General features: G+C 36.0%; 31 protein-coding genes and 1 tRNA gene. 23 read left to right on the plus strand and 9 right to left on the minus strand.

Going from position 1 to position 24,874, the window contains the following annotated elements; all coding sequences use genetic code 11:
• Positions 1 to 310 precede the first annotated feature (310 nt).
• A complete protein-coding gene (locus tag BAOM_RS08820; RefSeq protein WP_127759952.1) occupies positions 311 to 646 on the minus strand; it encodes a L,D-transpeptidase in 336 nt (111 codons plus the stop codon).
• A gap of 257 nt (positions 647 to 903) precedes the next feature.
• Positions 904 to 1,074 carry an aspartyl-phosphate phosphatase Spo0E family protein gene (locus tag BAOM_RS08825; protein ID WP_127759953.1) on the minus strand — a complete coding sequence of 57 codons (171 nt, stop codon included), beginning with the start codon at positions 1,072 to 1,074 and terminating at the stop codon, positions 904 to 906.
• Positions 1,075 to 1,286: 212 nt separating this feature from the next.
• On the opposite strand from BAOM_RS08825, the gene BAOM_RS25465 reads away from it, so the two are divergent.
• The 6 genes from BAOM_RS25465 (at position 1,287) to BAOM_RS08845 (ending at position 3,999) form a co-directional block, all read left to right on the plus strand.
• Complete coding sequence (locus BAOM_RS25465) at positions 1,287 to 1,385, plus strand: peptidoglycan-binding domain-containing protein (RefSeq protein WP_127759954.1); 99 nt, start codon at positions 1,287 to 1,289, stop codon at positions 1,383 to 1,385.
• Positions 1,386 to 1,660: 275 nt separating this feature from the next.
• The gene (locus BAOM_RS24290) at positions 1,661 to 1,831 is read left to right on the plus strand and encodes a hypothetical protein (RefSeq protein WP_164853168.1); all 171 of its coding nucleotides are present in this window, start codon (positions 1,661 to 1,663) and stop codon (positions 1,829 to 1,831) included.
• Positions 1,832 to 1,974: 143 nt separating this feature from the next.
• The gene (locus BAOM_RS25350) at positions 1,975 to 2,154 is read left to right on the plus strand and encodes a YjcZ family sporulation protein (protein WP_127759955.1); all 180 of its coding nucleotides are present in this window, start codon (positions 1,975 to 1,977) and stop codon (positions 2,152 to 2,154) included.
• Positions 2,155 to 2,448: 294 nt separating this feature from the next.
• On the plus strand, positions 2,449 to 2,850 hold the full coding sequence (locus BAOM_RS08840) for a hypothetical protein (RefSeq protein WP_127759956.1): 402 nt from the start codon (positions 2,449 to 2,451) through the stop codon (positions 2,848 to 2,850).
• Between the two features lie 474 nt (positions 2,851 to 3,324).
• Positions 3,325 to 3,447: a hypothetical protein gene (locus BAOM_RS24920; RefSeq protein ID WP_257467677.1), complete on the plus strand. Its 123-nt coding sequence runs from the start codon at positions 3,325 to 3,327 to the stop codon at positions 3,445 to 3,447.
• Between the two features lie 303 nt (positions 3,448 to 3,750).
• Positions 3,751 to 3,999 carry a hypothetical protein gene (locus tag BAOM_RS08845; RefSeq protein ID WP_127759957.1) on the plus strand — a complete coding sequence of 83 codons (249 nt, stop codon included), beginning with the start codon at positions 3,751 to 3,753 and terminating at the stop codon, positions 3,997 to 3,999.
• A gap of 232 nt (positions 4,000 to 4,231) precedes the next feature.
• On the opposite strand, the gene BAOM_RS25470 is transcribed toward BAOM_RS08845, so the two are convergent.
• Positions 4,232 to 4,441 (minus strand): DUF7010 family protein, encoded by a 210-nt coding sequence (locus BAOM_RS25470; RefSeq protein WP_127759958.1) that lies wholly within the window; start codon positions 4,439 to 4,441, stop codon positions 4,232 to 4,234.
• 312 nt (positions 4,442 to 4,753) lie between these two features.
• On the opposite strand from BAOM_RS25470, the gene BAOM_RS08855 reads away from it, so the two are divergent.
• Positions 4,754 to 4,993, plus strand: a complete 240-nt coding sequence (locus tag BAOM_RS08855) for a phage holin (protein WP_127759959.1) — start codon at positions 4,754 to 4,756, stop codon at positions 4,991 to 4,993.
• Positions 4,994 to 5,014: 21 nt separating this feature from the next.
• Here BAOM_RS08855 and lexA read toward each other — a convergent pair whose 3' ends face one another.
• Entirely contained in the window at positions 5,015 to 5,638 is a 624-nt protein-coding gene (gene lexA / locus BAOM_RS08860) for a transcriptional repressor LexA (RefSeq protein WP_127759960.1), read from the minus strand.
• 153 nt (positions 5,639 to 5,791) lie between these two features.
• On the opposite strand from lexA, the gene yneA reads away from it, so the two are divergent.
• The 7 genes from yneA to BAOM_RS08895 all read left to right on the plus strand — a co-directional run bounded on the left by yneA (position 5,792) and on the right by BAOM_RS08895 (position 11,830).
• Entirely contained in the window at positions 5,792 to 6,103 is a 312-nt protein-coding gene (gene yneA, locus BAOM_RS08865; protein WP_164853169.1) for a cell division suppressor protein YneA, read from the plus strand.
• A 13-nt stretch (positions 6,104 to 6,116) separates the two neighbouring features.
• Positions 6,117 to 6,782: a YneB family resolvase-like protein gene (locus BAOM_RS08870; protein ID WP_127759962.1), complete on the plus strand. Its 666-nt coding sequence runs from the start codon at positions 6,117 to 6,119 to the stop codon at positions 6,780 to 6,782.
• 57 nt (positions 6,783 to 6,839) lie between these two features.
• Complete coding sequence (locus BAOM_RS08875; RefSeq protein WP_119116317.1) at positions 6,840 to 7,073, plus strand: DUF896 domain-containing protein; 234 nt, start codon at positions 6,840 to 6,842, stop codon at positions 7,071 to 7,073.
• Between the two features lie 129 nt (positions 7,074 to 7,202).
• Complete coding sequence (tkt, locus tag BAOM_RS08880) at positions 7,203 to 9,209, plus strand: transketolase (protein WP_127759963.1); 2,007 nt, start codon at positions 7,203 to 7,205, stop codon at positions 9,207 to 9,209.
• A 280-nt stretch (positions 9,210 to 9,489) separates the two neighbouring features.
• Entirely contained in the window at positions 9,490 to 9,924 is a 435-nt protein-coding gene (sirA, locus tag BAOM_RS08885; protein ID WP_127759964.1) for a sporulation inhibitor of replication protein SirA, read from the plus strand.
• Positions 9,925 to 10,008: 84 nt separating this feature from the next.
• Positions 10,009 to 10,224, plus strand: coding sequence for a YneF family protein (locus tag BAOM_RS08890; protein WP_127759965.1), 216 nt, complete (start codon positions 10,009 to 10,011; stop codon positions 10,222 to 10,224).
• Between the two features lie 718 nt (positions 10,225 to 10,942).
• Positions 10,943 to 11,830 carry an Ig-like domain-containing protein gene (locus BAOM_RS08895; RefSeq protein ID WP_127759966.1) on the plus strand — a complete coding sequence of 296 codons (888 nt, stop codon included), beginning with the start codon at positions 10,943 to 10,945 and terminating at the stop codon, positions 11,828 to 11,830.
• 114 nt (positions 11,831 to 11,944) lie between these two features.
• On the opposite strand, the gene BAOM_RS08900 is transcribed toward BAOM_RS08895, so the two are convergent.
• Together BAOM_RS08900 and BAOM_RS08905 are read right to left on the minus strand one after the other, a co-directional pair.
• Positions 11,945 to 12,283, minus strand: coding sequence for a hypothetical protein (locus tag BAOM_RS08900; protein ID WP_127759967.1), 339 nt, complete (start codon positions 12,281 to 12,283; stop codon positions 11,945 to 11,947).
• Positions 12,284 to 12,575: 292 nt separating this feature from the next.
• Positions 12,576 to 12,664 (minus strand) — tRNA-OTHER (locus BAOM_RS08905).
• Between the two features lie 280 nt (positions 12,665 to 12,944).
• Here BAOM_RS08905 and BAOM_RS08910 point away from each other — a divergent pair.
• The 7 genes from BAOM_RS08910 (at position 12,945) to BAOM_RS08940 (ending at position 20,220) form a co-directional block, all read left to right on the plus strand.
• Positions 12,945 to 13,652, plus strand: coding sequence for a cytochrome c biogenesis protein CcdA (locus BAOM_RS08910; RefSeq protein ID WP_127759968.1), 708 nt, complete (start codon positions 12,945 to 12,947; stop codon positions 13,650 to 13,652).
• 137 nt (positions 13,653 to 13,789) lie between these two features.
• Complete coding sequence (locus tag BAOM_RS08915) at positions 13,790 to 14,149, plus strand: response regulator (protein WP_127759969.1); 360 nt, start codon at positions 13,790 to 13,792, stop codon at positions 14,147 to 14,149.
• Between the two features lie 86 nt (positions 14,150 to 14,235).
• Positions 14,236 to 14,715 carry a CcdC family protein gene (locus tag BAOM_RS08920; protein WP_127759970.1) on the plus strand — a complete coding sequence of 160 codons (480 nt, stop codon included), beginning with the start codon at positions 14,236 to 14,238 and terminating at the stop codon, positions 14,713 to 14,715.
• A 269-nt stretch (positions 14,716 to 14,984) separates the two neighbouring features.
• Complete coding sequence (locus tag BAOM_RS08925; RefSeq protein WP_127759971.1) at positions 14,985 to 15,239, plus strand: hypothetical protein; 255 nt, start codon at positions 14,985 to 14,987, stop codon at positions 15,237 to 15,239.
• 146 nt (positions 15,240 to 15,385) lie between these two features.
• Positions 15,386 to 15,817: a DUF2621 family protein gene (locus BAOM_RS08930; protein ID WP_127759972.1), complete on the plus strand. Its 432-nt coding sequence runs from the start codon at positions 15,386 to 15,388 to the stop codon at positions 15,815 to 15,817.
• A 126-nt stretch (positions 15,818 to 15,943) separates the two neighbouring features.
• Positions 15,944 to 17,089, plus strand: a complete 1,146-nt coding sequence (locus tag BAOM_RS08935; protein ID WP_127759973.1) for an exonuclease SbcCD subunit D — start codon at positions 15,944 to 15,946, stop codon at positions 17,087 to 17,089.
• Positions 17,086 to 20,220 (plus strand): AAA family ATPase, encoded by a 3,135-nt coding sequence (locus BAOM_RS08940; RefSeq protein WP_127759974.1) that lies wholly within the window; start codon positions 17,086 to 17,088, stop codon positions 20,218 to 20,220. The genes BAOM_RS08935 and BAOM_RS08940 overlap by 4 nt, the downstream gene beginning before the upstream one ends.
• 3 nt (positions 20,221 to 20,223) lie before the next feature.
• On the opposite strand, the gene BAOM_RS08945 is transcribed toward BAOM_RS08940, so the two are convergent.
• Both BAOM_RS08945 and BAOM_RS08950 read right to left on the minus strand, forming a co-directional pair.
• Positions 20,224 to 20,631: an Hsp20/alpha crystallin family protein gene (locus tag BAOM_RS08945; RefSeq protein ID WP_164853170.1), complete on the minus strand. Its 408-nt coding sequence runs from the start codon at positions 20,629 to 20,631 to the stop codon at positions 20,224 to 20,226.
• 202 nt (positions 20,632 to 20,833) lie between these two features.
• Positions 20,834 to 20,980, minus strand: a complete 147-nt coding sequence (locus BAOM_RS08950; RefSeq protein WP_127759976.1) for a small acid-soluble spore protein P — start codon at positions 20,978 to 20,980, stop codon at positions 20,834 to 20,836.
• A gap of 188 nt (positions 20,981 to 21,168) precedes the next feature.
• Between BAOM_RS08950 and BAOM_RS08955 the strand changes: the two genes are divergently transcribed.
• Positions 21,169 to 21,429: a hypothetical protein gene (locus BAOM_RS08955; protein ID WP_127759977.1), complete on the plus strand. Its 261-nt coding sequence runs from the start codon at positions 21,169 to 21,171 to the stop codon at positions 21,427 to 21,429.
• A gap of 54 nt (positions 21,430 to 21,483) precedes the next feature.
• Here BAOM_RS08955 and sspO read toward each other — a convergent pair whose 3' ends face one another.
• Entirely contained in the window at positions 21,484 to 21,627 is a 144-nt protein-coding gene (sspO, locus tag BAOM_RS08960) for a small acid-soluble spore protein SspO (protein WP_119118377.1), read from the minus strand.
• A gap of 401 nt (positions 21,628 to 22,028) precedes the next feature.
• On the opposite strand from sspO, the gene acnA reads away from it, so the two are divergent.
• Positions 22,029 to 24,740 carry an aconitate hydratase AcnA gene (gene acnA, locus BAOM_RS08965; protein WP_127759978.1) on the plus strand — a complete coding sequence of 904 codons (2,712 nt, stop codon included), beginning with the start codon at positions 22,029 to 22,031 and terminating at the stop codon, positions 24,738 to 24,740.
• The last annotated feature ends 134 nt before the right edge of the window (positions 24,741 to 24,874 follow it).

A 24,874-nucleotide genomic window follows, 5' to 3' on the forward strand; every position in this document is an offset into this window, starting at 1 on the left:
CTTATCTATAAGGACAAGAAGACCAGTTATGTAGTGATTACTTTAAAAAAGAGTCGAATGATATGAATCCGTATATGGAAACACAAACAACAACCGAGCAAATCACCCGCATAATTCCTTTATTTCTAAAAACAGCAAGTGCAGTATCCAAAAGGATGCCCTCCTTATCAAGTAGGTTAGTTTCAGTATATGTCATTCGTTCATATATTGATTGCTGGATAAAAAGTGCTAGTGTTTATGAATGCTTGCTTGAAGTTTGAAAGCGGAGAGTAGACCAAAACTACGCAGCAAAGGAGCAAGGTTAACCGATTTATTTATGAATGGAAACCCCAGTACCAATTGGAACTCTAGATGATAAGTCTAGAACATCATGATTAAACATTCTAATACATCCATGTGAGACATTCTTACCGATTGAAGCTGGATTATTTGTTCCGTGTATACCGTAGTGGGGCCTTGATAATCCCATCCAAAGCACTCCAAATGGTCCGCCAGGGTTAGGCTGTTTATTGATAATCGTGTATGTCCCGGAAGGTGTTGGTGATAATATTTTTCCAACTGCAATTGGGTAAGTTTTTATAAGTCTGTTTCCATCAAAAAGTTTTAATTGATGTCGTGATGTTGATACGTCAATCCATCTCGCCATGAAGTTCAACCCCGTTTTTTAAATAATGTATGAAGTAACTAAGGCATTTGTTAATGAACAGGGATTGAGTAAGCAGTTAATGAGAAAATAAAGAAAGCAACTTAATGAACAGTATGAAGAGAATGCACAACAAAAGAGCAAGGCTCACTGGTGTTGATCTTGATGACTAAACGCCTTGCTCTGTATTACTGTATGTATTTTGGATTCACTTGATACAGGGGAATTTAAGAGGTCGTAAAGCACTTTTAAAAGTGCTATCAGTTTGATTTAATTTTCTGGTATTCATTCAATAAAATATCTAACTTTTGACTGTACTTAATCGTATCAGAATGCGTAAGTCCTTTTGATATTCCAATAGTAATCATATGAGTTCTCAAATAACAAATGGAGGTTTCCAGATGTTTAAGAGATAAAGTTTTTGTATTCATGACTTACCTCCTGCTGATTTGTGACTAAAAACCAAAATTAAATAAATATTTAACATTATAAACTAATTATTACAAAAATGTAATGATACGATGAAAAATTTTTAGAGTGTTTAGCCTATGGGAGTGACTGTTATTAACAATATTTAACAAAAAAAGAGAAGAAGTTGAACGTATCCAGTGTGTCTTGTGTGTGAAAGTAGACAGAGAAGAATATGGTTCGGCACAGAAAAGCCGTGAAAGCTTATCAGGAGAGTAAGGGACTTGTTGTGGATGGCATTGTCGGTATCAAGACTTGGGACATGCTGTTCTAAATAATTGTATAAAAACTGTTCAAGTTGTTATAATAGTGAAGCTTCTTTCTAGCGACGGATGCGACCCCTTCTCCATAATAGGAGAGGGGATTTTTAGTTTTTTATAAGAGGTACCATAATAATTTTTTATTTGTCTTTTTCGTAAAAATTGTTGCTTTTAAAATATTAAGGTTAATGGTGAAGCTGATGAACCAGCATTTTCAGTTAGGCAGGGTAGACACTATGATGTTTACTTTTTTGATAATCCCACTAATTTAAATGTGAAGAAGTACAAAATGTTAGCCACTCATAAGAAAACCAAAGAGACTGTTCAACTTTATGAATGGGAGATTGACAATAACAAAAGTGGTGCGAAATTCTCCTTAGATAAACCAGGACTTTGGAAGATTGATGTTTCTGTTGATGAAGAGCTATTAACCAGTTTTATTGTAAAGGCAGAAAATTAGAGAATTAACGAAATGAACCCATTCACCTTCGGAATTATGTTTGTGGGAGCGGAAGTAAAATAAATTGTGTCATTAACCTATATGGAACATAGAATAAATTAACCCATTTAAGTACCTCCTTAAAACAAATAAGGAGTGATCGTATGTCTGGTGTTCGTAGAGACGATTGTTGTGATGGATTTGACAGAGGCTGTGGATTTGGTGGTGGATTTGCCTTTTTAGTTGTATTGTTTATTCTCTTAATTATCGTAGGAGCTAGTTTCTGCGGTGGATTTGGTGGCGGATATGCTGCCCCAGCCCATGGATATGGTGCATACTGTTAAACATGAAAAGCTGCCCTTTTGGGCGGTCTTTTTATTTTTAAAGTCTTATTTTAGTTTGATAAAAAACATCGACAAAAACAGAAGAAAAAGGTAGACAAAGTTGCTGCCTTTTATGCTCATTTTTATACGAGTGATGTATAGGATAAGCAAGAATCTTTTATTAGTTGTGCACTAAAGGTATGAGATTATATTGATGCGCTTGAACTGAGTTATAGCATAGAAACAGCTATTATGAGTACGATAATGAAAGAGCATTTTAAGTAATAAATAATAATTATTGGAGGCTTTTGTTTTATGACACAACTAAATCAACAGTTGTTATTGCCAGAAGTGGCTCAATCTGTTCAACAAGCTGTGAAACAAGCGCAATCTAGCACAAGCGAACAGCAAATGCAACAAGCACAACAAGCTGTCCAACAAGCGCATCAACAATTACAAAGTATTCAACCTTCTACTCTTCAGGAACAACAACAATTGGAACAATTGCAGCAAGATGTTCAAAAGGCTTATCAAAAGTTACAACTAGAAAGTCAGCAATTACTTCAAGCGCAGCAATTGGTACAAACTGAAAATCAGCACTTACAGCAAGCACAGCAACAACTTAAAAAAGAACAACAAGATGTTCAACAGGCACAACAAGAATTTCAACAGGCGCAAGCTATTGCAACGGCATATCAAAATAGCCATCAACCGTAAAATGAATGTTTTGAGGGATGAAAAGAGTGAACATTTAATTTATTAAGTGCTCGCTCTTTTGTTTTGCCTATTAAGTAAAAGAGTATGTACAGAAAATCAAACATAGGATTGTCGTGATAAGGAAGAAGGATGGCGAATAAAGGCAGATTTGTTAAATGATATTGCTGACAGCAGGCCAATTTTGGACTTATTTGCTTGGCTCTATAAAATGAGAGAGAAAGCACAGAGGGAATATTAGGACTAGCTAAGAAAAGAGGTTAACTTTTTGTACTAAGGCTCACACGTGTCTTTTAAGTATTGTGAAATTATTGATATTATGACGTAATTTACTTGTCGCAAAAATCGATAAAAAATTTATAATAAGTAGAGTAATAATGTTATTACTTTAATTGCTTTCTTTTTTTTCATAAACGGTCAGTTTCTTTTTAGTACTGGCCGTCTTTTTTTAGGAAATATCCTCAAGGAGTTTTTTATATGGAACAAATAGACATTGATAAATTATTGGAGGATACAGGTAATGCAGTCGGTGAGACTTGTTTTGTAAATCAAGAAAGAGTAGATATTGATCAACTGCTTGAGCAAACAACAGATTTGTAAGAGGCTTAGAAGTCTGTCAATAATTAGATTCAATGACGAAAAACACCTAAATGAGGTGTCTTTTTTTATACTTTTTTAAATTTGTATGGAATGATGATAATCTTCATTACCAATTATATGTTTGTAAATGATTCGTGTTATGTTAATGGGGGTTATCGATGTATTTCTACATAGAGGCCTGTATTATTCGAACTGTTGAAGCTTTAAGCGTTAGCGTTTCTTTATCTTTTATCAAATATATTGACATATGCTCTTCAATAGATTTTGATGTAATTATGTATTAAATGGAGGAGTGTATACACAATGTCTGAAAAACGTCAGCATGTTTTACATATAGTAGATTTTGTCACAACGGGATTTAACACTACTTTTGTGAAAATAAAGGGTTATGATGCCATTTTAGAGAGAGAATTTGAAGGAGAAGTTAAATTTTTGGATGATAAGCCTTTTGGAGACATCATTCATCCTGAAAGGTCTTTATTATCTCCTGAATGCAGGCAATATGTTAAAGAGCGCTTATTGAACAAATATCATGTAGGGGAATTTAATTAAAGCAGAATAACAATGCGTAACAGCTCAACATCATCGAGCGATAGATAAGTTGGGCAATACAGATGTAGTTAATAAGAAAGGGGTCTGCTTTAGAAAGGCTATATTATATGGAGCGTCTCGTTAATTCTTTTATTTAAGGGCTTTGTTAATGAATATTGTTGATTTATACGATTTTAACAAAGCCTATTTAATAATAACCTTAGCTAAAGCCGTGTTAGTAAACTATAAGTAATTAATTGTTGTTAATTTCCCTCAAAGCTTGTAATACGCTTATTGCATATACTAAGGAGATTGCTAAAGGTACAAGGGTAAACGCGTGATTAATAAAGAATCCTCCAATGATAAAAGAAGACAGACAAACACCTAAAGTAACGAATAAATAAGCTTTACTTTTATAAATCCATACGATTAGAACTTTGTGGTCTGTTTTTCTATAGTGCATTTCTGGAGAACCTAGTGCTGAGAAGGTGTGTTTGCGTGAGTATCCTAATATATCTTCAACTTGCTAAGTAGATATAAGAATGTTTCTCTGTTGATTTTTGGCTTCGAATAGATGGGATCATGTCAGAAAATCCATTCGGGTTTATATAATTATAGAGAGATGATGGAAAATAGTGCTAGGGATTGTATCACCTTTCTTCCATAATGTGCATAAAATAATGATGCAGAAGAGGTGAGTTGATGACGTACTTTAAAAATGGACAAGTATGATATCATTGCTAATCTGACATCGCTTATTTAAGGGGAGAATGTAATGGTTAAAGACCTCTTAACGTTACTGGCCGGTTTTTTATCAGCTTTATTATTTTTCCTAAGTACGATTGGAATTAAATTGGACTGGTTTACTGAGGACAGTATTAGTGCATTTATTTGGCTGCTATCAGCATTTATCACATTGGTTGTTAATATGTATGCGGTATATAAAAACACATATGTGTTGACGAAAAAAGCAAGAATTCAAAAGGAAGAATTAGAGAAAAAAGGGTTAAAATAAAAAAAAGCGCGAGTTGCGCTTTTATTGAATATGACGATATAATCCAATGACTTTTCCGAGAATAGTTACATCATGTAAAAGAATTGGTTCCATAGTGGAATTCTCAGGTTGCAATCGGATGTAGCTTTCCTCTTTAAAAAATCGCTTTACCGTAGCTTCATTTTCCTCTGTCATGGCTACGACAATATCCCCATTATTAGCTGTTTTTTGCTGTTTAACAATCACATAATCTCCGTCAAGAATACCTGCTTCAATCATGCTTTCACCCATAATTTCTAACATAAATACTTGTTCATCATGAGGAGCCATATTCGCTGGCAGAGGAAAATATTCTTCAATATTTTCGATTGCGGTAATAGGCAGGCCAGCTGTAACCTTTCCAAGAAGTGGAACATTAATAACGTTGCTTTGTGGGATTTGACTGTCTTTATCTAGATCAAGGATTTCAATAGCTCGTGGTTTTGTAGCATCACGTCTAATTAATCCTTTACTTTCTAAGCGTGATAAATGTCCGTGCACGGTTGAACTAGAAGCAAGACCAACTGCTTCGCCGATTTCTCTTACAGATGGTGGATATCCCTTTTTTTGGACTTCTTCTTTTATAAAATTAAGAATATCTTGTTGACGTTTGGATAGCTTTGTCATTTGAAACACCTCTTCTCCTCATCTTTTTTCTATAGTATACCATGATGTGTTATAGGGTACAAACATAAGTTCTAGATTAAATATTGACAGGAATGTTTGTTCGCTTTATAATTCGAATTAACAGAACAAACATTCGTGGCGGAGGGGTTTTCATTGAAGGCTTTTTATAAAAAGTATTTTTATACTATCGTGGTAGCAGGTGCTGTGTTTCTTTTATCAATCTTATTCTCACTTACAATTCAGGAAGACTCTTCAGCACATTTCCAGTCCATTCTCATAGAGGAAGGCGATACATTATGGAGCATTGCTAATCGGTATGAAGAAAGTCATTTGACAAAAGCGGAATTCATTGATTGGATAGAAGAATATAATGAAGTACGTGCAGATGCTTTGCAGCCAGGTGAAACAATCATCATCCCTGTTACTCAGGATGAGCATATTCAAAGTATGGCAAGTGCTGAATAAAGGTAGGTAAGTTATGAAAGCAGTCATTTATTGTCGAGTCAGTACGGAAAAAGAATCTCAAACAACCTCTTTAACTAGACAAGAAGAAGAGCTTATCAAGTTAGCCAACAAACTAAATATAGAAGTTGTTCATATTGTGAAAGAGCAAGCTAGTGGATATGAGCTGAATCGTGATGGCATTTTTCAAATGCTAGAATGGTTTAAAAACCAAGAAGCAGATACTTTACTTATTCAAGATGAGACAAGATTAGGCAGAGGAAATGCAAAAATCGCTCTTTTTCATCTGATTTTAAAGGAAGGTATTAAGATTTATACGTTAACACATGATGGTGAAATGGAATTGTCAGATGCAGATGCTATGGTCATTCAAATCGTAAGCATTGTAGAAGAGTATCAAAGAAAACTACATAATTTAAAAATTAAGCGTGGTATGATTCGAGCGGTGGAGAATGGGTATCGTCCGCAAAAAAACCTTTCAAATCGAGGGCAGGCTGGTGGAAGAGATCGTAAAGAAGTGCCGATTGAAGAGATTGTTCGATTGCGGGTCAATGGACTTACTTTTGCTGATATTGCTGCAACATTAAGAGGATTTGGCTATAACGTGTCAAAAGCAACCGTTCATCGGCGTTTTCTTGAATACGCGCAAACAAGTGAGGACAATGAATCAGAGAACTTGTAATTTTGCTTCTTTTTTAATACGATGTGAGTATCTGTTATATATAGAAGGAGCGAGAGCATGCTATCAAAAGAAAAATTAGCTCGTATTAATGAGTTATCTAAAAAATCTAAAGAAGTCGGCTTAACAATGGAAGAGGCAAAGGAGCAAACGAAGCTCCGGAGCGAATATTTAGAGACGTTTCGACAATCTATGTCTAATACGTTGGAGCATATGACTGTTATTGATCCAGAAGGAAAAGACGTAACTCCACAAAAAATTAAAGATATTAAAGCAAAAAGAAGGTTACATTAAGTGAAAGAGAAAAAAGAATACATACTAGTTGTATTCTTTTTTTATGTAAAGTTCTCATGATTTTAGTTGTTATATTGGGAATGTCACTATAATATAAAGAAGTACATATAAGGAAAGGAAGTTTTAAAAATGTCAGAAAAAATCGATGCATTAGCCATCAATACGATTCGAACATTGTCGATTGATGCAATTGAAAAAGCTAATTCAGGTCATCCTGGTATGCCAATGGGAGCAGCGCCAATGGCGTATACATTATGGACTCAATTTATGAACCATAACCCAAAAAATCCAAACTGGTTTAACAGAGACCGCTTTGTACTTTCAGCAGGTCATGGTTCTATGCTTTTATATAGCTTACTTCATTTATCTGGATATGATTTATCATTAGATGATTTAAAGAATTTCCGTCAATGGGGAAGTAAAACACCAGGACATCCAGAATACGGTCATACAGCTGGAGTAGATGCGACAACAGGTCCACTTGGACAAGGGATTGCGATGGCAGTTGGGATGGCAATGGCAGAACGTCATTTAGCTGAAACGTATAACCAAGATGGCTATAATGTAGTTGACCATTTTACATATAGTATTTGCGGCGATGGTGATTTAATGGAAGGTGTTTCAGCAGAAGCGGCTTCACTAGCTGGTCACTTAAAATTAGGTCGCTTAGTCGTGTTATATGATTCAAACGATATTTCATTAGATGGTGATTTAGATAAATCATTTAGTGAAAGTGTAGCGAAGCGTTTCGATGCATATGGTTGGCAGTATTTACGTGTCGAAGATGGCAATGATTTAGGTGAAATTGCGAAAGCGATTGAAGAAGCGAAAGCGGATGAGAATCGTCCGACATTAATTGAAGTGAAAACAGTCATTGGATATGGTTCACCAAACCGTTCTGGTAAATCATCTGTTCATGGTGCTCCACTAGGTGCAGATGAATTAAAATTAACAAAAGATGCTTACAAATGGACGTTTGAAAAAGATTTCCACGTTCCTGATGAGGTGTACAGCCACTTTACAGAAGCATGTGTACAAGCAGGAAGTCAAAAAGAGCAAGCGTGGACAGACTTATTTGCAAATTATAAAGAAGCATACCCAGAACTTGCTAGTCAATTAGAAGTTGCTATTAAAGGTGAGCTGCCTACAGGTTGGGATCAAAACATTCCTGTATATGAGGAAGGTAAATCATTAGCAACACGTGCATCAAGTGGTGAAGTGTTGAATGCAATTGCGAAAAACGTGCCAAGCTTTATCGGCGGTTCAGCTGACTTGGCTGGTTCTAACAACACGACGATTAAAGGAGAAGCAGATCTTGTCCCTGGTGAATATAGCGGTCGTAATATCTGGTTCGGTGTCCGTGAATTCGCAATGGGTGCTGCTTTAAATGGAATGGCGTTACATGGCGGTGTGAAAGTATTTGGAGGAACATTCTTCGTATTCTCGGATTACTTACGTCCAGCAATTCGTCTAGCTGCTTTAATGAAGCTTCCAGTCACATACGTGTTTACTCACGATAGTATTGCAGTAGGAGAAGATGGTCCTACTCATGAACCAATCGAACAATTAGCTTCTTTACGTGCGATGCCAAACCTAGGTGTGATTCGTCCAGCTGATGGAAATGAAACAGCGGCAGCATGGAAGCTAGCTCTTGAATCAGAAGATAAACCGACAGCTCTTGTATTAACTCGTCAAGGTCTGCCAACGTTGAAAAATACAGCTGAACTAGCTTTAGAAGGTGTATCTAAAGGGGCTTACATCGTGTCTCCAGCGACAAAACAAGAAGCTGATGCATTATTACTTGCAACTGGTTCAGAAGTGAGCTTAGCTGTGGAAGCACAACAAGCTTTAGCATCAGAAGGTATTGATGTTGCCGTTGTCAGCATGCCATCTTGGGATCGTTTTGAAGCTCAAACGAAAGAATACAAACAAAGTGTTTTAAATCCTTCTATTAAAAAGCGTCTAGCGTTAGAAGTAGCTTCACCGTTTGGTTGGGACCGCTATACAGGCGATGAAGGTGATATTTTAGCAATTAATCACTTCGGAGCATCTGCACCAGGCGGAAGAATTATGAAGGAATTTGGTTTTACAGTTGAAAATATCGTTTCTCGAGTTAAAACGTTAATTCAACAATAATAGAAGTCAAACTGACATCGCATTTTGTGATGTCAGTTTTTTTTTATAGTCAAAAAGTATGAAAGTAAGTGAAGTTTTAGAATGCTTTTTGGATTAACTAGATTTCTTTCGACAAAAGTTCTGATTTTTTTTTTCAATAAACAACATATCTTTTTAGGTGTATCCTATATAATGGAAGTGAATTTTAATATGGTAAATAAATCTATTTTTAGATGGATATAAAAATATGATTTTTCTATGATGTGTTATTAAAAATTAAGTGTGAGGAGGCGTTGGCTGAATGAGAACCTATCGAGTCTATTTAATAGAAGAGGAAGTTGCTCAGCTTTATTTTGGAAGAGAAAGGTCACTTTTCAATTTATTTTTGGAATATGTTCAGACAACGGGATCTTTACGAGATATTTTACACAAGCAAATTGAATATGTAACGAAAATAATTCCAAATGAGCAAGTGAAGAAAGTGATTGAACAGCAAAAGAAGCAGAATTTTTGCTATCAAAATGGGGGATATTACTTAGAAAAGAATAATGGCAGGAGTTGTGCAACATTATGGATTCATCGAGATTTTGTGGAGATTCAATCGAGCGGAGATTATGTAGCAGAAACGGCCTTTTTTGAATGCATTCGTAAATGTGGGCCTAGCTTCTTGGCTATTGATTTCGATCATGAGCGTTTTGGCTGGCTCAAGCCGATTAAGGAAAGAAAATTTGTCTAAATAGAGGACTTTTCGGCAGGGAATATTGTATAATAACCTTTGGTCTAGTACACTGATGTTAGACAACAAGAAGGAGGAAATAGTATGTGGTTATACATTCTAGTTGGCTTTCTAGCATTGCTTGCTGGTATTGCTCTAGGATTTTTCATCGCTCGTAAGTACATGATGGACTATTTGAAGAAAAATCCGCCAATTAATGAACAAATGTTAAAAATGATGATGATGCAAATGGGACAAAAACCATCGCAAAAGAAAATTAATCAAATGATGCAAGCAATGAATAAACAACAAGGTAAATAAAACCTTGCTACATAAGGTTTTTAGCATTCTTTAATTGATAAAATAGGATGAACAGTTCGTGAAAAAGGACAAAGACTGAATCCATCATCATGAATCTTGTTTATTTTTGCTTTATCTTTCATTTATTAATTCGAAACCACTTTTTCTATTGGAAACTAAACCAAAGAAGAGTGGTTTTTTCATGTTGCTAGAGGGTGTTGTAGATGAATATTTATACCATTACCAAGCGAAAAACTTTATAGACAAGATGATGATAAATAGACGTTAAAAGTTGAAGCAATTAAAAATTTTTACAAAGAAAAGAAAAGAAAAGGTATTACTTGATCAAGCGGTTGCTTCAAGTCCATTGATCAATTTAAAAAGAAGTAATATGGTAAGTACGAGGCGGGGAACAACACTTGTATCCCGCTTTTTGTTGTCTTAAAAGGCTTTCAACATGTTCTAGTTAGCTTCTAATAGTGTGGTAACAGATTTTTTGAATTAGCCTTCCTTGAATTATATTAAGGTTGATTTGTGAATAAATGCAGCGATACTTCCTAGGTTTATAGCTGCTTTAGTAAGAGACTGCTAGATTTTATAGGAGAGTTGAGAAGGAAGATGATTCGGCTTAGATGATGGATTTTTAAATTGTTTTATGTGAAAATATGGTAAAGATAGTTCTTATGTATTAGTATAAATATAGTGTATAGTTCGTCATAACAAATGTAGGGGGAAGAATATGCGCAATAGAGGTATTTTGTCATTAGTAGCTATAGGTGTATTAGCTTTATCATTATCGGTAGGCACTGTTAAGGCAGAAGGAAATGAGTTCGAGTTGGCAAGGAAAGCTATTGAACGCCAAGTAGAAAAGCCACTTCCAAAAGGTTTAGTGGATTCGGCTACATTGAATCAACTCCAAGTAGAAATAAAAGGCTCTGCAAAAAGTTCCAATAAAATAGGTACTGTGAGTCGTGCTTCCAGTGATGATAATTATACTATTGAAGAAGAGTATAATGACGATTTTGATTCAGCAAATAGAATATCATTTGAAAAAACAACGTTCGGTCAATTACTTCCTTTTGGTGATATAGATGTTTATAAAGTTGTCATGCCTAGGAGTGGACTTTTACTAGTAGGAGGAGTAACTGACTCATATGCTATTAATCTAGGATTTCTTGCAACGCAAAAAGATTTTGTTGAGAATAGTAAGCTGGAATATTTAGGAAATGAGTATGAGGATGGTGTTGAAGTACGAGCTTATCAAGCTAAAGCAGGTACATACTATGTGGGTGTTTTCGATCTAGATAACGAGTATTATATTGACGATAATACAGAAGAGGACTTATATGCGATCGGAACTATATTTATAGACAATGTTAAGCCATCTAAGCCAACTGTTAAAAAAGTTGATGATAATGATAAAGTTGTAAAAGGTAAAGCAGAAGCATCATCAACTGTGACTGTAAAAGTAGGAAGTAAGAAACTTGGGTCTGCCAAGGCTAGTTCAAACGGAAATTACTCTGTTAAGATAAAAGCACAGAAAAAGGGAACTATACTTTCTATTACTGCAAAGGATAAGGCGGGGAATACTAGTTCAAAGGCAACTACTACAGTTGTAAAACATTAAATTCAAATGGGTTTTATATGTAAAAGCCTCCCTTTAGGAAACATGTTCTAAAGGGAGGCTAATCTATTATCCGTTCTATAAACTTCACTTTTTATTGCACTGCTTACCTTCGGATTATTGAGCAGATGTATATGGTTTTACTTCCTCTTTATCTTTTACTTTATCAATTTTATCTACAAACATTTGAAACACTTTTTTCTTTTCTTCCAGGTCTCTTATTTCTTCTTTCAACTGGTTAAATCTTTGTTCAAACGGTTTATGATAAAGTTCACGGATATTGCGGATAATCTCATCATTGACTGTAGATTGTACAACCTGTTTAGTAATGCTGAATTTATAGGAATAAACCTGAAGCTCACGTTTTACTTCTTCATACTCTTTATCTATTCCATGTAATAACTCACAAATTTCTGTTTTCCACTCTTCTAAAGACTTCTTTACATGCGCCTCCATGGTTCATCTCCCTTTAGTCAACTTCATTATGTATACTAAGCAACAAGCTTTTCTTATAAGTCTATCAATTTATCTTTGCATTTTCCTTTCTATATAGTTACATAACAACTTATTTTTATTAAAAGAAGATAACAGGACTGCGTCAAAGTATGAAAGAGAGAAAAAGTAAATCAATTTTGATGGGTTGTCAGGGAAGCGGGAGCTTTTCACAGAGAAAGGCGGTGTTAAGAAGGGGAGATAAACAGGGAATTTTCATTAGAATTTTCATTATTCTTAAAAGTTAAAAATAGGTCAAGCGTGGCAGGATTCGAACCTGCAAAATACATTATTCACTATCGCATAAAGTGAACAAGTCGCTCTAGCCAGTTGAGCTACACGCTTGCAGATAATAAAGCAATAATGTAATCATTGCTCGATGTTTCTTATTATGTACTTAATCAGCGTTTTTACTCATACAATTTTTTATTTCTTTACTACATGATTCCCTTTAATTTCACGAAGGTTGGAGTATTCGTACAACAAATCAAAGATAAGCCGAGTTTCTTCCTTATTATAGATGCCTCATCATATTTCGTAAGAGTATAATTGGAAACCAATAAATGTATTTTTATGAAATGCTTTGTTACAATGGACATATACTTTTTATCTAGGGGTGAAAGTATTGGATGATTTGAATATCTTTTTAGCTTTTGGAGCAGGGGTACTGAGTTTTATTTCACCATGTTGTTTACCATTATATCCAGCTTTTCTTTCTTATATAACAGGGATGAGTGTAGGAGATATTAAAGCAGAACCGGTTATGCTCCAAAGAAGAAGTTTCTTACATACGCTTTTCTTTTTATTAGGCTTTTCTCTTGTATTTATTGCCCTTGGTTTTAGTACCTCTTTTTTAGGGACCTTTTTTTATGATTATTCTGATTTGATTCGTCAAATTGGGGCCATTCTTATTATCCTTTTTGGTTTAATTATTTTAGGAGTGTTTCAGCCACAATTTTTAATGAAAGATAAGAGGATTGAATTTAAAAATCGACCTACTGGTTATTTTGGTTCTATGATTATTGGTCTCGCGTTTGCAGCAGGATGGACACCTTGCACAGGACCTATTCTTGGTGCCGTTATATCTATGGGGATATCTCAACCGACTTCTGCGATGTATTATATGATTGCTTATATTTTAGGCTTTGCGATTCCGTTTTTCATGCTATCCTTCTTTATTGGAAAATTGTCCTGGATTAAAAAGTATAGTTCTAGCATGATAAAAGCCGGTGGATACTTAATGATTGTAATGGGAGTGGTGTTATTTTTTGATTGGATGACCAAGATTATTAGTGTTTTATCTAGTCTATTTGGAGGATTTACAGGGTTTTAATGGGAATTTTAAACAAATTGTAACATAATATATCTTGATTAAAGGACTTAAGTCTTATATTCTAAAGATACTTTCTAGTTTTTGTATAGATATAGAATAAGATAGTGCTTCGTTGTATGAAATGAGGAGGAATAATCATGGCAAAAATATTAGTAGTAGATGATGCAAAGTTTATGAGGATGACCCTTTCTAACATATTGAAAAAAGCTAATCATCAAGTAGTTGGTGAAGCTGAAAATGGACAGGAAGCGATTGAGCTATATCGAGACTTAAATCCAGACCTTGTAACAATGGATATTACCATGCCGGTTATGAGCGGGTTAGATGCGGTAAAAGGAATTAAACAGGAATTTCCTACAGCTAAAGTGATCATGTGTTCTGCAATGGGGCAACAGAAAATGGTCGTCGAAGCGATTGAAGCAGGTGCCAAGGATTTTATTGTGAAACCTTTTGATGAGGGGCGAGTGATTGAGGCTATAAACCGTACTCTCAGTTAAGGTGTGTCTTCTTGCTTATCTGAATTAGGTAATATATACTTTTATTCGTAATATAATGTTACCTAATTTAGTTAAAGGAATGATCGATGGTGATTTATATATCCGCGGTAATTGCTATTATTATGGGGATTACTGTATATAAGTTCAGGATGACTGAAACCGAAAGACCCGTGAATGTGAAGAAGATTATTTTGCCGCCTCTATTTATGAGTACGGGGGCTTTAATGTTTATTTTTCCGATGTTTCGCATAACCAGTTATGAATTTATAGAAGCATTTACAGTAGGGCTGTTATTTTCGATTTTATTAATTAAAACATCCAAGTTTGAAGTGAGAGACAATCAAATTTATATGCAGAGATCGAAAGCGTTTGTATTTATTTTGGTTGCTCTTTTATTAATCCGCTTAGTTGCTAAAATTATATTAGGAAATACACTAGAATTTGGTGTATTAGCTGGCATGTTTTATATTCTCGCGTTAGGAATGATTGTTCCTTGGCGAATTGCAATGTATTTCCAATATCAAAAAGTAAAAGAGTCGCAGTTAGGTAACGGAAAAATGGCTTGATTAATCATATTGCTTAGTATAGTTAATAAAGAGGTGAGACTACACAATAGTAGCTCGCTTTTTTTGTTGCTTATGAATCGGAAAGGAGCAATTTCGTTTTCAGGTTGCATGTAGCAATTATTTATATATAGAGTAATATTAATAATTCATTAATAGTTGGTTAAGGTTTTGTTAACAAAAATGTAAGATTTATGATCAAGGTTTATAGTTCTTTTGTTTTATAATGTGATTAACTTAAATATATTATTATGGAGAATGAGGGAACAAATATGATGCAAGTGTACTGTTGTGAATCATGTCAAAAGAGCTATGAGAATTATCAAGATCTTCAACATATTGATTCCATTATAGAGCAGGGAATATGCTGTGTATGTCGAAACGATGCCGCTTATTGTACGCAATGTAATATGTATTATTTTTATGAGGAAGCTCATGCAATAATAGAAAATGAAAGTAATTTATGTACAGAGCATTATCAGAATTTTTTTGATAAAGAGTACAGTGCTACATTAGTGTTAAAATAAACAAAAAACACAATCGACTAAGAAGTTGAATTGTGTTTTTTGTTTTTTAAACAGAAATATGACATCTTTGAAATAAAGTTGTAAAAAAAAGGAACGTTATCTATAATATAAATTAAGAGAATCTTGTACATATGAGGTGAAGATTCATGCTTGAAGGTTGGTTTCTATGGTTTATTCTGTTTTGGGTCCTTACGTTAGTGCTGCTAATGGGAATTGGTGGTTTCTTTATGTTTCGAAAGTTTTTAAAACGGTTACCAAAGCAGGATGGAAAATCCGATATGGATTGGGAAGAATATTACGTGAAACAAACAAAGGAATTGTGGTCACACGATCAAAAAGTGTTATTAGACGATTTAGTTGACCCTGTTCCAGAATTATTTCGAGATGTTGCTCGTCAGAAAATTGCCGGTAAAATTGGTGAATTAGCATTGAAAGAGAAAGCGAACGAAATTACTGAGGATTTAATCATTCGTGGATATATTATTGCAACACCGAAGCGTGATCATAAGTTTTTAAAGAAAAAACTTCTTGAACGGGAAGTGAATATGAGCCTATATGAGCATTTGTTTGAATCATAACAACAAAATGGACAGGTTCTTTAAGAGCTTGTCTTTTATTACACAATAAAAAAGAACGTGTGTACGCTTTTAAATTTAATATGGATATTTTGCTATAATAATAGAAAAAGAAAGGACGTGAGAGGGATGAAGTTTATTCATACCGCTGATTGGCATTTAGGAAAGGTTGTACATGGTGTTCATATGACGGAAGACCAACGATTTGCGCTGCAGCAGTTTATAGAAGTAGTAGAAGAGGAAAAGCCGGATGCTGTTGTCATTGCCGGTGATTTATATGACCGCTCCGTTCCACCAACCGAAGCAGTGGAGCTTTTAGATCAAACATTATATAAAATCAATGTAGAAATGAAAACACCGATTGTGGCCATCTCAGGTAATCATGATTCGGCGGAACGACTATCTTTTGGTTCGACTTGGTATCGTCAAAGCCAGCTTTATTTAGAGGGGAGAATCGTCAATAGTTTTGAGCCTGCTCGGATTAATGGTGTGAATTTTTATAGTGTTCCTTATGCTGAACCTGGTGTTGTGCGTCAAATTATCGGAGATCCTCATATTCAATCGCATCAAGAGGCAATGAAAGCAATTACAGATCGGATTTCTGAAACGTTGAATCCAAATGAAGCGAATGTGTTAGTCGGTCATGCTTTCGTATTAGGAGGTAAGGAAAGTGATTCAGAGCGTGTACTATCAGTTGGCGGGACGGGGTGTGTGCACGTTGATGTTTTTGATGCCTTTGATTATACAGCGTTAGGACATTTACATAGTCCTGATGCAATCCGCCATCCGAAGGTTTACTATTCAGGCTCACTATTAAAATATTCTTTTTCAGAAGCGACTCAGAAGAAGTCGTTGTCAATTATTGAAATGAAGGAGAATGGTGATTTTGATTTACGCTATCGTTCGTTAACACCGAAGCGGGATGTACGTGAAATCGCAGGGTATATGGAAGAATTATTAGACCCTAGCTTCTATCAACATCAACAAATAGAAGATTACTTGAAAATTACGCTATTAGACGAAGGGTCCTTGATAGATCCGATTAATAGACTGCGTCAAGTGTATCCTAATGTGCTTCACCTGGAGCGGAAATGGGATGTTATGGATTTGCGAAGAAAGCAATCCTTTTCTTCTATTAAAGATGAACGGAAATCGGAACTAGATTTATTTGAAACATTTTATAATGAAATGACCAATCGTGAATTCGATCAAAAGAAACGAGATGTCATGATTGCTGTGATTGATTCGGTGAAGCAAGAGGAGGGAGAAAAATGAAACCGCTGAAATTAACGATGCAGGCATTTGGTCCATATGCCAATTGTGAAACGATTGATTTTACTGAACTTGCTAATCGCACGATGTTTGTTATTTCTGGAAAAACCGGTGCTGGAAAAACGACCATTTTTGATGGGATTAGTTTTGCGATTTACGGAAAGGCGAGTGGTGAAGATCGAAATAGTGCAGATTTAAGAAGTCAATTTGCAGAAGAGCATATGATAACAAGTGTGTCACTGGAATTTAGGCTACGTGGAAAAACTTATTTTATCCAACGCTCGCCGCAACAAGAACGAAAGAAGAAATCAGGAGAGGGCACAACGACTATTGGGGCGAAAGCAGAGCTCTATGAATTATCTGTAGATGGTGATAAGAAATTACTTGGAGCGAATGTGCGTGAAGTAGATGAAAACATTAAACACATTATCGGAATTGATGCTAATCAATTTCGTCAAATCTTAATGATTCCACAAGGGGAATTTCGAAAGCTATTAACGTCTGAGAGTAAAGAGAAAGAACAAATTCTTCAGAAGTTATTTCATACAGAACAATATAAACGAATTGAAGAGAAACTGAAAGAAGAAGCCTTATCTTTAAAAAGAGAATGTGAAAAAAATTTGCAAGCGCGTATGGATTTGTTAAAAAGTATTATCGTTTCTGATAATGAAGAATTGCAAACAGCGATAGCGGCGGCTGAACCGAATGAACAGCTCATCCTTCCTTTATTAGCAGACGAGATTACAGCCTCCATCCAACAGCGGGATGCATATAACCGTCAACTAAAAGAGAAACAAGAATCTCGGGATTTATTACATCAAGAGATTACAAAGGCTGAACAAGTACTGCAACTATTTGCTGAAAAGGAAAAGCGACATCATGAGAAAGAAGAGTTAGCAGCTAAGCGAACTCAAATAGAAGAATGGAAAGAAAGTTTGAAAAGAGCTCAGAAAGCTTCGCTGCTTGAGAAGCAGGAACAGTATTATTTGCGTGTCGGTAGAGAAAAACAAAATAATGAAGAAGAACTAAAGAAGTTAGCTGTGCAAGCAGATCATCTAGCTGTTCAACATCAACAACTAGCACAAGTATATGAATCAGAGCTTTCAAAAGCAGGGGAACGGGAAGAAGCGATGCGTGCCGTTCATCAGCTGCAGCAACTAAAAGAGTCTGTTTTTTCATTTGTTCAACTTCAGACAGACGTTCAACAAAGTGAAGAGAAGTGGAAGCAAAGTATTGTAAAACGAGAAGCAGCAGAGCAAACTTTAGCGGAAAAAGAACGATTAGTTGAACAAATTTTACAAACGAAAGCTGATGCTGAACAAGCTACATTGCTTTATGCTGAGAAAGAACGGGAAGCGGAAAAGAATGAAGCATTGTTAACAAAGTTAAATAAGCTCTCGGACAGCCTAATTGCACTGGAAAATGCAGAACAACAAAAAAATGAACAACTACAGCAATTAAGGAATAAAATGGAGCTGCATGCTCAAGAGCAGCAGCGTTTTGCGGAGCTTGAAGAAAAATGGAGAGCAAGTCAGGCTGGTTTATTAGCAAGAACATTGCAAACAGGGCATGCTTGTCCAGTTTGTGGTGCAGAGGATCATCCGAACCCAGCCCATTTGCTTGAAGAAATGCCGTCAGAAGCAGATATGAAGCAGCAAAAGCAACGTTTAACAGAAAGGGAAGAGCAAAAACGCAAAAAAGAGAGTGAATTTTTTCAAGCAGAGTCCCAATTTAATTCGTTGCAAAAGCGGGTTCAGGAACAAGAAGAAGAACTAATCGAAATTGTTTCAACTTTTGAGCGTAATAAATTGTCCTCTTATCAACATGATTATCATGAACAAGCTGCTAGACTTCGTTTAGAGTTAACTCAATTGCTTCAAAAGAAGCAAGCGCTAAAACATTTAGAAGCACAACTCTTACAAGTAAAAGAAGAGGTACAGGAGCTAAAAGCAAGTCTTACACAATGGAAAGAAATAGAGGATCAGGCTAAAACGGCTTATATCGAACAGAAAACGAAGCTTACAGGATTAACAGAATCGCTTCCAGAACAAATTCGTACAAAACAAGCTTATTTACTTACCTTGAATGAAGCGATAGCCACACAAAAGAAATTGCAAGAAGCATTTGAGCATGCGCAAATGGCTTTACAAAAAGCGAAGGAACAGGAGTCTGCTATTCGTACGAAAAAAGAAATAGTAGAGAAAAAGGTGACCTCCTTACAGCGAGAATTAGATGAGGAACGAACAAAATTTAGTGCAGATATGACAAAGCAAGGATTTGCCACCTACAAAGAGTATGGTGCTGCGAAACGAACTGAAAGTGAAATAGAGTGGATGGAAAAAGAAATTCAACAGTACGAACAGCAATGGCAAACGATTACGAGTTTGTATCATGATGTTGAATTGAAACTTATGGGAGTTACTCGCCCTGATTTAATTAGTCTTCAAGCCACTTTTAAACGACTTAATGAGGAACTTGAATTGCTTCGCCATCAACAAAACGAAGTAACCATAGCGCAGCAAAAAAACGAACAGATTCAAGCAACATTAATGGAAATGAAAGAGCAACAACAAGAAATGGAAGAAAGGTATAGTATCGTCGGGCATTTATATGAAATGGCAAGAGGACAAAACCCATTTAGAATCACGTTTGAGCGCTATGTACTCGCAGCTTTTTTAGATGATATTTTAAAAGAGGCCAATACACGTTTATTGAAAATGACGAGCGGACGTTATCAATTGTTACGTAAATTAGATCCGGCACGTAGAAATATTCAAAGTGGGTTAGAACTATCCGTATATGATCAATATACAAGTCAAGAACGTCATGTGAAAACATTGTCAGGTGGCGAAAGCTTTAAAGCAGCACTTGCTCTTGCATTAGGGCTTGCAGATGTTGTTCAAAATCATGCAGGCGGAATCTCATTAGAAACGATGTTTATTGATGAAGGATTTGGGACATTAGATCCGGAATCTTTAGATCAGGCCATTGAGGCACTAATGGATATTCAAAGCAGCGGCCGCTTAGTCGGAATTATTTCGCATGTGCCAGAATTAAAGGAGAGAATTGATGCGCAGCTTGAAGTAATGGCTACTCAAAAAGGCAGTCGAACGGCATTTTGCTTCTCAAGTTAGAAGCTATTCAATTTTAATAGTTGTTTGTATAGGGCAAGTATGAAATTTATGAATGCGAATAGTTAATAGTGAATAAGCATACTCAGCACGTATTTGATGATGATAAAGTGAAAAGGGGAAATGAATCACCCGTTCTATTATGTTTGGGTGTCCTTGTTTGGCTGAGCTAGACTTATCGTGCACGGAAATGGTAAGTGCATCATGTTGAAGTCTCACACTAAGATCTTCTGTTTTATAGTTTTCTAAAGCTGCTTCAATAAAATATTCGTCATCACTTTCATAAATATCAATAAAAAATGTTTCGGCATCTAAAATTTGAGTATGAGGATCAAGAAAAAATTTCTTCACCCATTCGTCAAATAATTGGGCCTCTGTCTGTTGTTTCTTGCTGTCTGGTTCTTGCATATTCATTCCCCCGTAACACCTTTTAAACCCTTTAACTTTATTGTATGTCATGAGTTTGTAGAAAGGTTACGGGATAAAAACTTATTTTTGAAAAGTTAAGTGAAGGAATATTTTTGAGTCACAAATGAACAAACGTTATTTAGAAGCACCTTTTGAAAAATGAATGAAATTGCAGTGGCTGTTGTAGCCACCGCAATTTTTCATTGTACTACATATCATGATGACTATTATGTTTTTGACGGCTATGGTTTCGATTTTTTACTTTATGGGAGCCGCTTAGTGGTGCGGGTTGTCCAGAATTATTTCTTCGCGCTGATTGTTTATTACTATTATTTTGCTCATCTTTTTTAGTCATTCGTAATCCCTCCTGTTTTTAGGCTAAGTGAATGAATAGTATGGATTCATACGATTTTTCGTATGAAACTGTGGCTTAACAGTGCCTTTTTTTAAGATAAGCAGTGTTTACAAAATTATTCTGTACATATTCTGTCCAAAAGCGTAACAAGCTATGGAGGCAGACTAAAGTGAGGAGTTGAAAGTGAAGTGCAAGATAAATATGATAAGCGACGTGCTTTTCAAGAAGCACAAAATCAGTACAAACAAGCAATAGATACGTTTCAAGGCATGGAGCCTAACAGTCCAGGGTATGGAAGTGAGCTAAAGCATGTTAAGCAAGAGGTGAATGAAGCCTATCAACAAATTCAAACCGCTTTGACAACAGCTTCTGAACACCAACGTGTGCAATTAGAACAATTTGAAAAAGATTTACAAGGCATTATCCAAGCCGTTAATGAAGAACAATAATAAAGATCTTTCTTATGCTGTTCATGCATAAGAAAGATCTTTATCTAAAATAGATTATTGATTCTTCTTCCGTTTCTTATTATTTTGCTTTTGAGCTTCTGTAAGAGGCTCGTTGACAGGAAGTTCTGCATTAAAAGCAGCTCCTTTTTGAGCATCTGTTCCGTTCATCCCAGGATGACCAGCTTTTTGTTTCGACATAAAAATCACCTCCAATAATAGATTTCCATATTAAGTATTTTTTATGTAAAAAAAGTGTTTAAAGTATGCGGTGATTTCCTAGTATAATATTATGGGATGTAAGTAAGGGGAGTTGTTGAAAATGATTCTCAACACAGAGCTATTCTTTCTGAAAATCTAAGAGTAAATACATTTTTTTATAAGAAAAACTTATCAAAAACAATAACTTTCTTGTTATTTACTTATACTATTTTTTATATTAAAATTGAAACGAAGGAAAAGTTAGGATGGGAGAAAAAACCAGAGTTTTCGATAAAACTAGCTTTTTTACTTATATGTAGTGTAGACATGGTTTTAATAAAAACCACGTTTTGCTTCTTTGTGCAGAATTTCTGCGAGTTTTAATAGGGGGTAATATTCTGATGACAAAAAATGATGTTTATCAAGCACGTAAGTCCTTTGAAGTAGAAGGAAAACAGTACAACTACTACAGCCTTGCTGCTGTTGAGCAAGCAGGTGCAGGACAAGTTTCAAAATTACCTTATTCAATCAAGGTACTTCTTGAAGCAGTTCTTCGCCAAGTAGATGGCCGAGTAATTACTAAAGAGCACGTTGAAAACCTTGCAAAATGGGGAACTAGCGAACAAAAAGAAATCGACGTTCCTTTCAAACCATCACGTGTAATCCTACAAGATTTCACTGGTGTACCAGCAGTAGTTGACCTTGCATCTCTTCGTGGAGCAATGGCTGCTGTAGGTGGAGACCCACAAAAAATCAACCCAGAAATTCCAGTTGATCTTGTAATTGACCACTCTGTACAAGTTGATAAAGCTGGTACAGCGGACTCTCTTGCAGCTAACATGGATCTTGAATTCGAACGTAACACTGAGCGTTACCAATTCTTAAGCTGGGCTCAAAAATCATTCAATAACTACCGTGCGGTTCCACCAGCAACTGGTATCGTTCACCAAGTTAACCTTGAGTACCTTGCTAATGTTGTTCACGCGAACGAAAATGTTGATGGTACATTTGAAGCATTCCCAGATTCAGTATTCGGTACAGACTCTCATACAACAATGATCAATGGTATCGGTGTTCTTGGATGGGGTGTAGGTGGTATCGAAGCGGAAGCAGGTATGCTTGGACAACCTTCATATTTCCCAGTTCCAGAAGTAATCGGTGTTAAATTAACTGGTCGTCTTCCACAAGGAACAACTGCAACTGACCTTGCACTAAAAGTAACTCAAGTTCTTCGTGCAGAAGGCGTTGTAGGTAAATTCGTTGAGTTCTTCGGTCCTGGTGTAGGTTTACTACCACTTGCTGACCGTGCAACAATTGCAAACATGGCTCCTGAATACGGTGCAACTTGCGGATTCTTCCCAATCGACGATGAAGCACTTGATTACCTACGTTTAACTGGCCGTGATGAAACACAAATTAAAGTTGTTGAAGCATATTGCAAAAACAACGAATTATTCTACACAGCTGATAAAGAAGATCCAACATACACTAAAGTTGTTGAAATCAACCTTGCTGACATTGAACCAAACCTTTCTGGTCCAAAACGTCCACAAGATTTGATTCCACTTTCTCAAATGAAACAATCTTTCCATGATGCAATCAATGCACCAATGGGTAACCAAGGTTTCGGTTTAAGCGAGAAAGAATTGGATAAAGAAATCACTGTTAAATTTGCTGATGGTACAGAAACAAACATGAAAACTGGTGCTATTGCAATCGCTGCGATCACTAGCTGTACAAATACATCTAACCCATACGTAATGCTTGGAGCAGGTCTTATTGCGAAAAAAGCAGTTGAAAAAGGCCTAACTGTTCCTGATTATGTAAAAACTTCTTTAGCACCAGGTTCTAAAGTTGTTACAGGTTACCTTCGTGATGCAGGTCTACAACCATACCTTGATCAATTAGGATTCAACGTAGTTGGTTACGGATGTACAACATGTATCGGTAACTCAGGTCCATTAGCGGACGAAATCGAATCAGCTGTTGCAGAAGCAGATCTATTAATCACATCTGTACTTTCTGGTAACCGTAACTTTGAAGGACGTATTCACCCACTAGTAAAAGGTAACTACCTAGCTTCTCCAACTCTAGTTGTAGCTTACGCTCTTGCTGGTACTGTAGATATCGACCTACAAAAAGATTCTTTAGGTAAAGACAAAGATGGTAACGATGTATACTTAAATGACATCTGGCCATCAATCGAGGAAGTTAACGAAGTTGTTAAAGCAACAGTTACTCCTGAATTATTCCGTAAAGAATATGAAACAGTATTCACGGATAACCAACGTTGGAACGAAATCGAAACTAGCAACGACGAAATCTATACTTTCGATACAAAATCAACGTACATTCAAAACCCACCATTCTTCGAAGGAATGTCAGCTGAACCAGGAACAGTTAACCCACTTAGCGGTCTTCGCGTAGTTGGTAAATTCGGTGACTCAGTAACAACTGACCACATTTCTCCTGCAGGTTCAATCGGTAAAGATACACCAGCTGGTATCTACCTACGTGAAAATGGTGTTGCAATTCGCGACTTCAACTCTTACGGATCTCGTCGTGGTAACCACGAAGTAATGATGCGCGGAACATTCGCTAACATCCGTATCCGTAACCAAATCGCTCCAGGTACAGAAGGTGGATTCACTACTTACTGGCCAACAGGCGATGTAATGGCTATCTATGATGCTTGTATGAAATACAAAGCTGACGGAACTGGCCTTGCTATCTTAGCTGGTAAAGACTACGGTATGGGATCTTCTCGTGACTGGGCTGCTAAAGGTACAAACCTTCTTGGCATTAAAACAGTTATCGCAGAAAGCTTCGAGCGTATCCACCGTTCTAACCTTGTGTTAATGGGTGTTCTTCCGCTTCAATTCAAAGCTGGAGAAAATGCTGAAACACTTGGCTTAACTGGTGAAGAAGCAATCGCTGTTCAAGTTGATGAAACAGTTAAACCACGTGATCTAGTAAAAGTTACAGCTACTGCTAAAGATGGTTCTGTAAAAGAATTCGAAGTACTAGTACGTTTCGACTCTGAAGTTGAAATCGACTACTACCGTCACGGTGGTATTCTTCCAATGGTATTACGCGGAAAATTACAAGCGTAATTATAGTTGGGAAAACGGCAAACCTACATTTTAGGTTTGCCGTTTTTTTATTGGAGAAATACTTTCCATGTGTCGTCATTATTGATACTATTTAAAGAAGAAATGTAAAATTGTACTAATTAATGAGTGTGATT

This window comes from Peribacillus asahii (assembly GCF_004006295.1).
Lineage (GTDB): Bacteria > Bacillota > Bacilli > Bacillales > DSM-1321 > Peribacillus > Peribacillus asahii_A.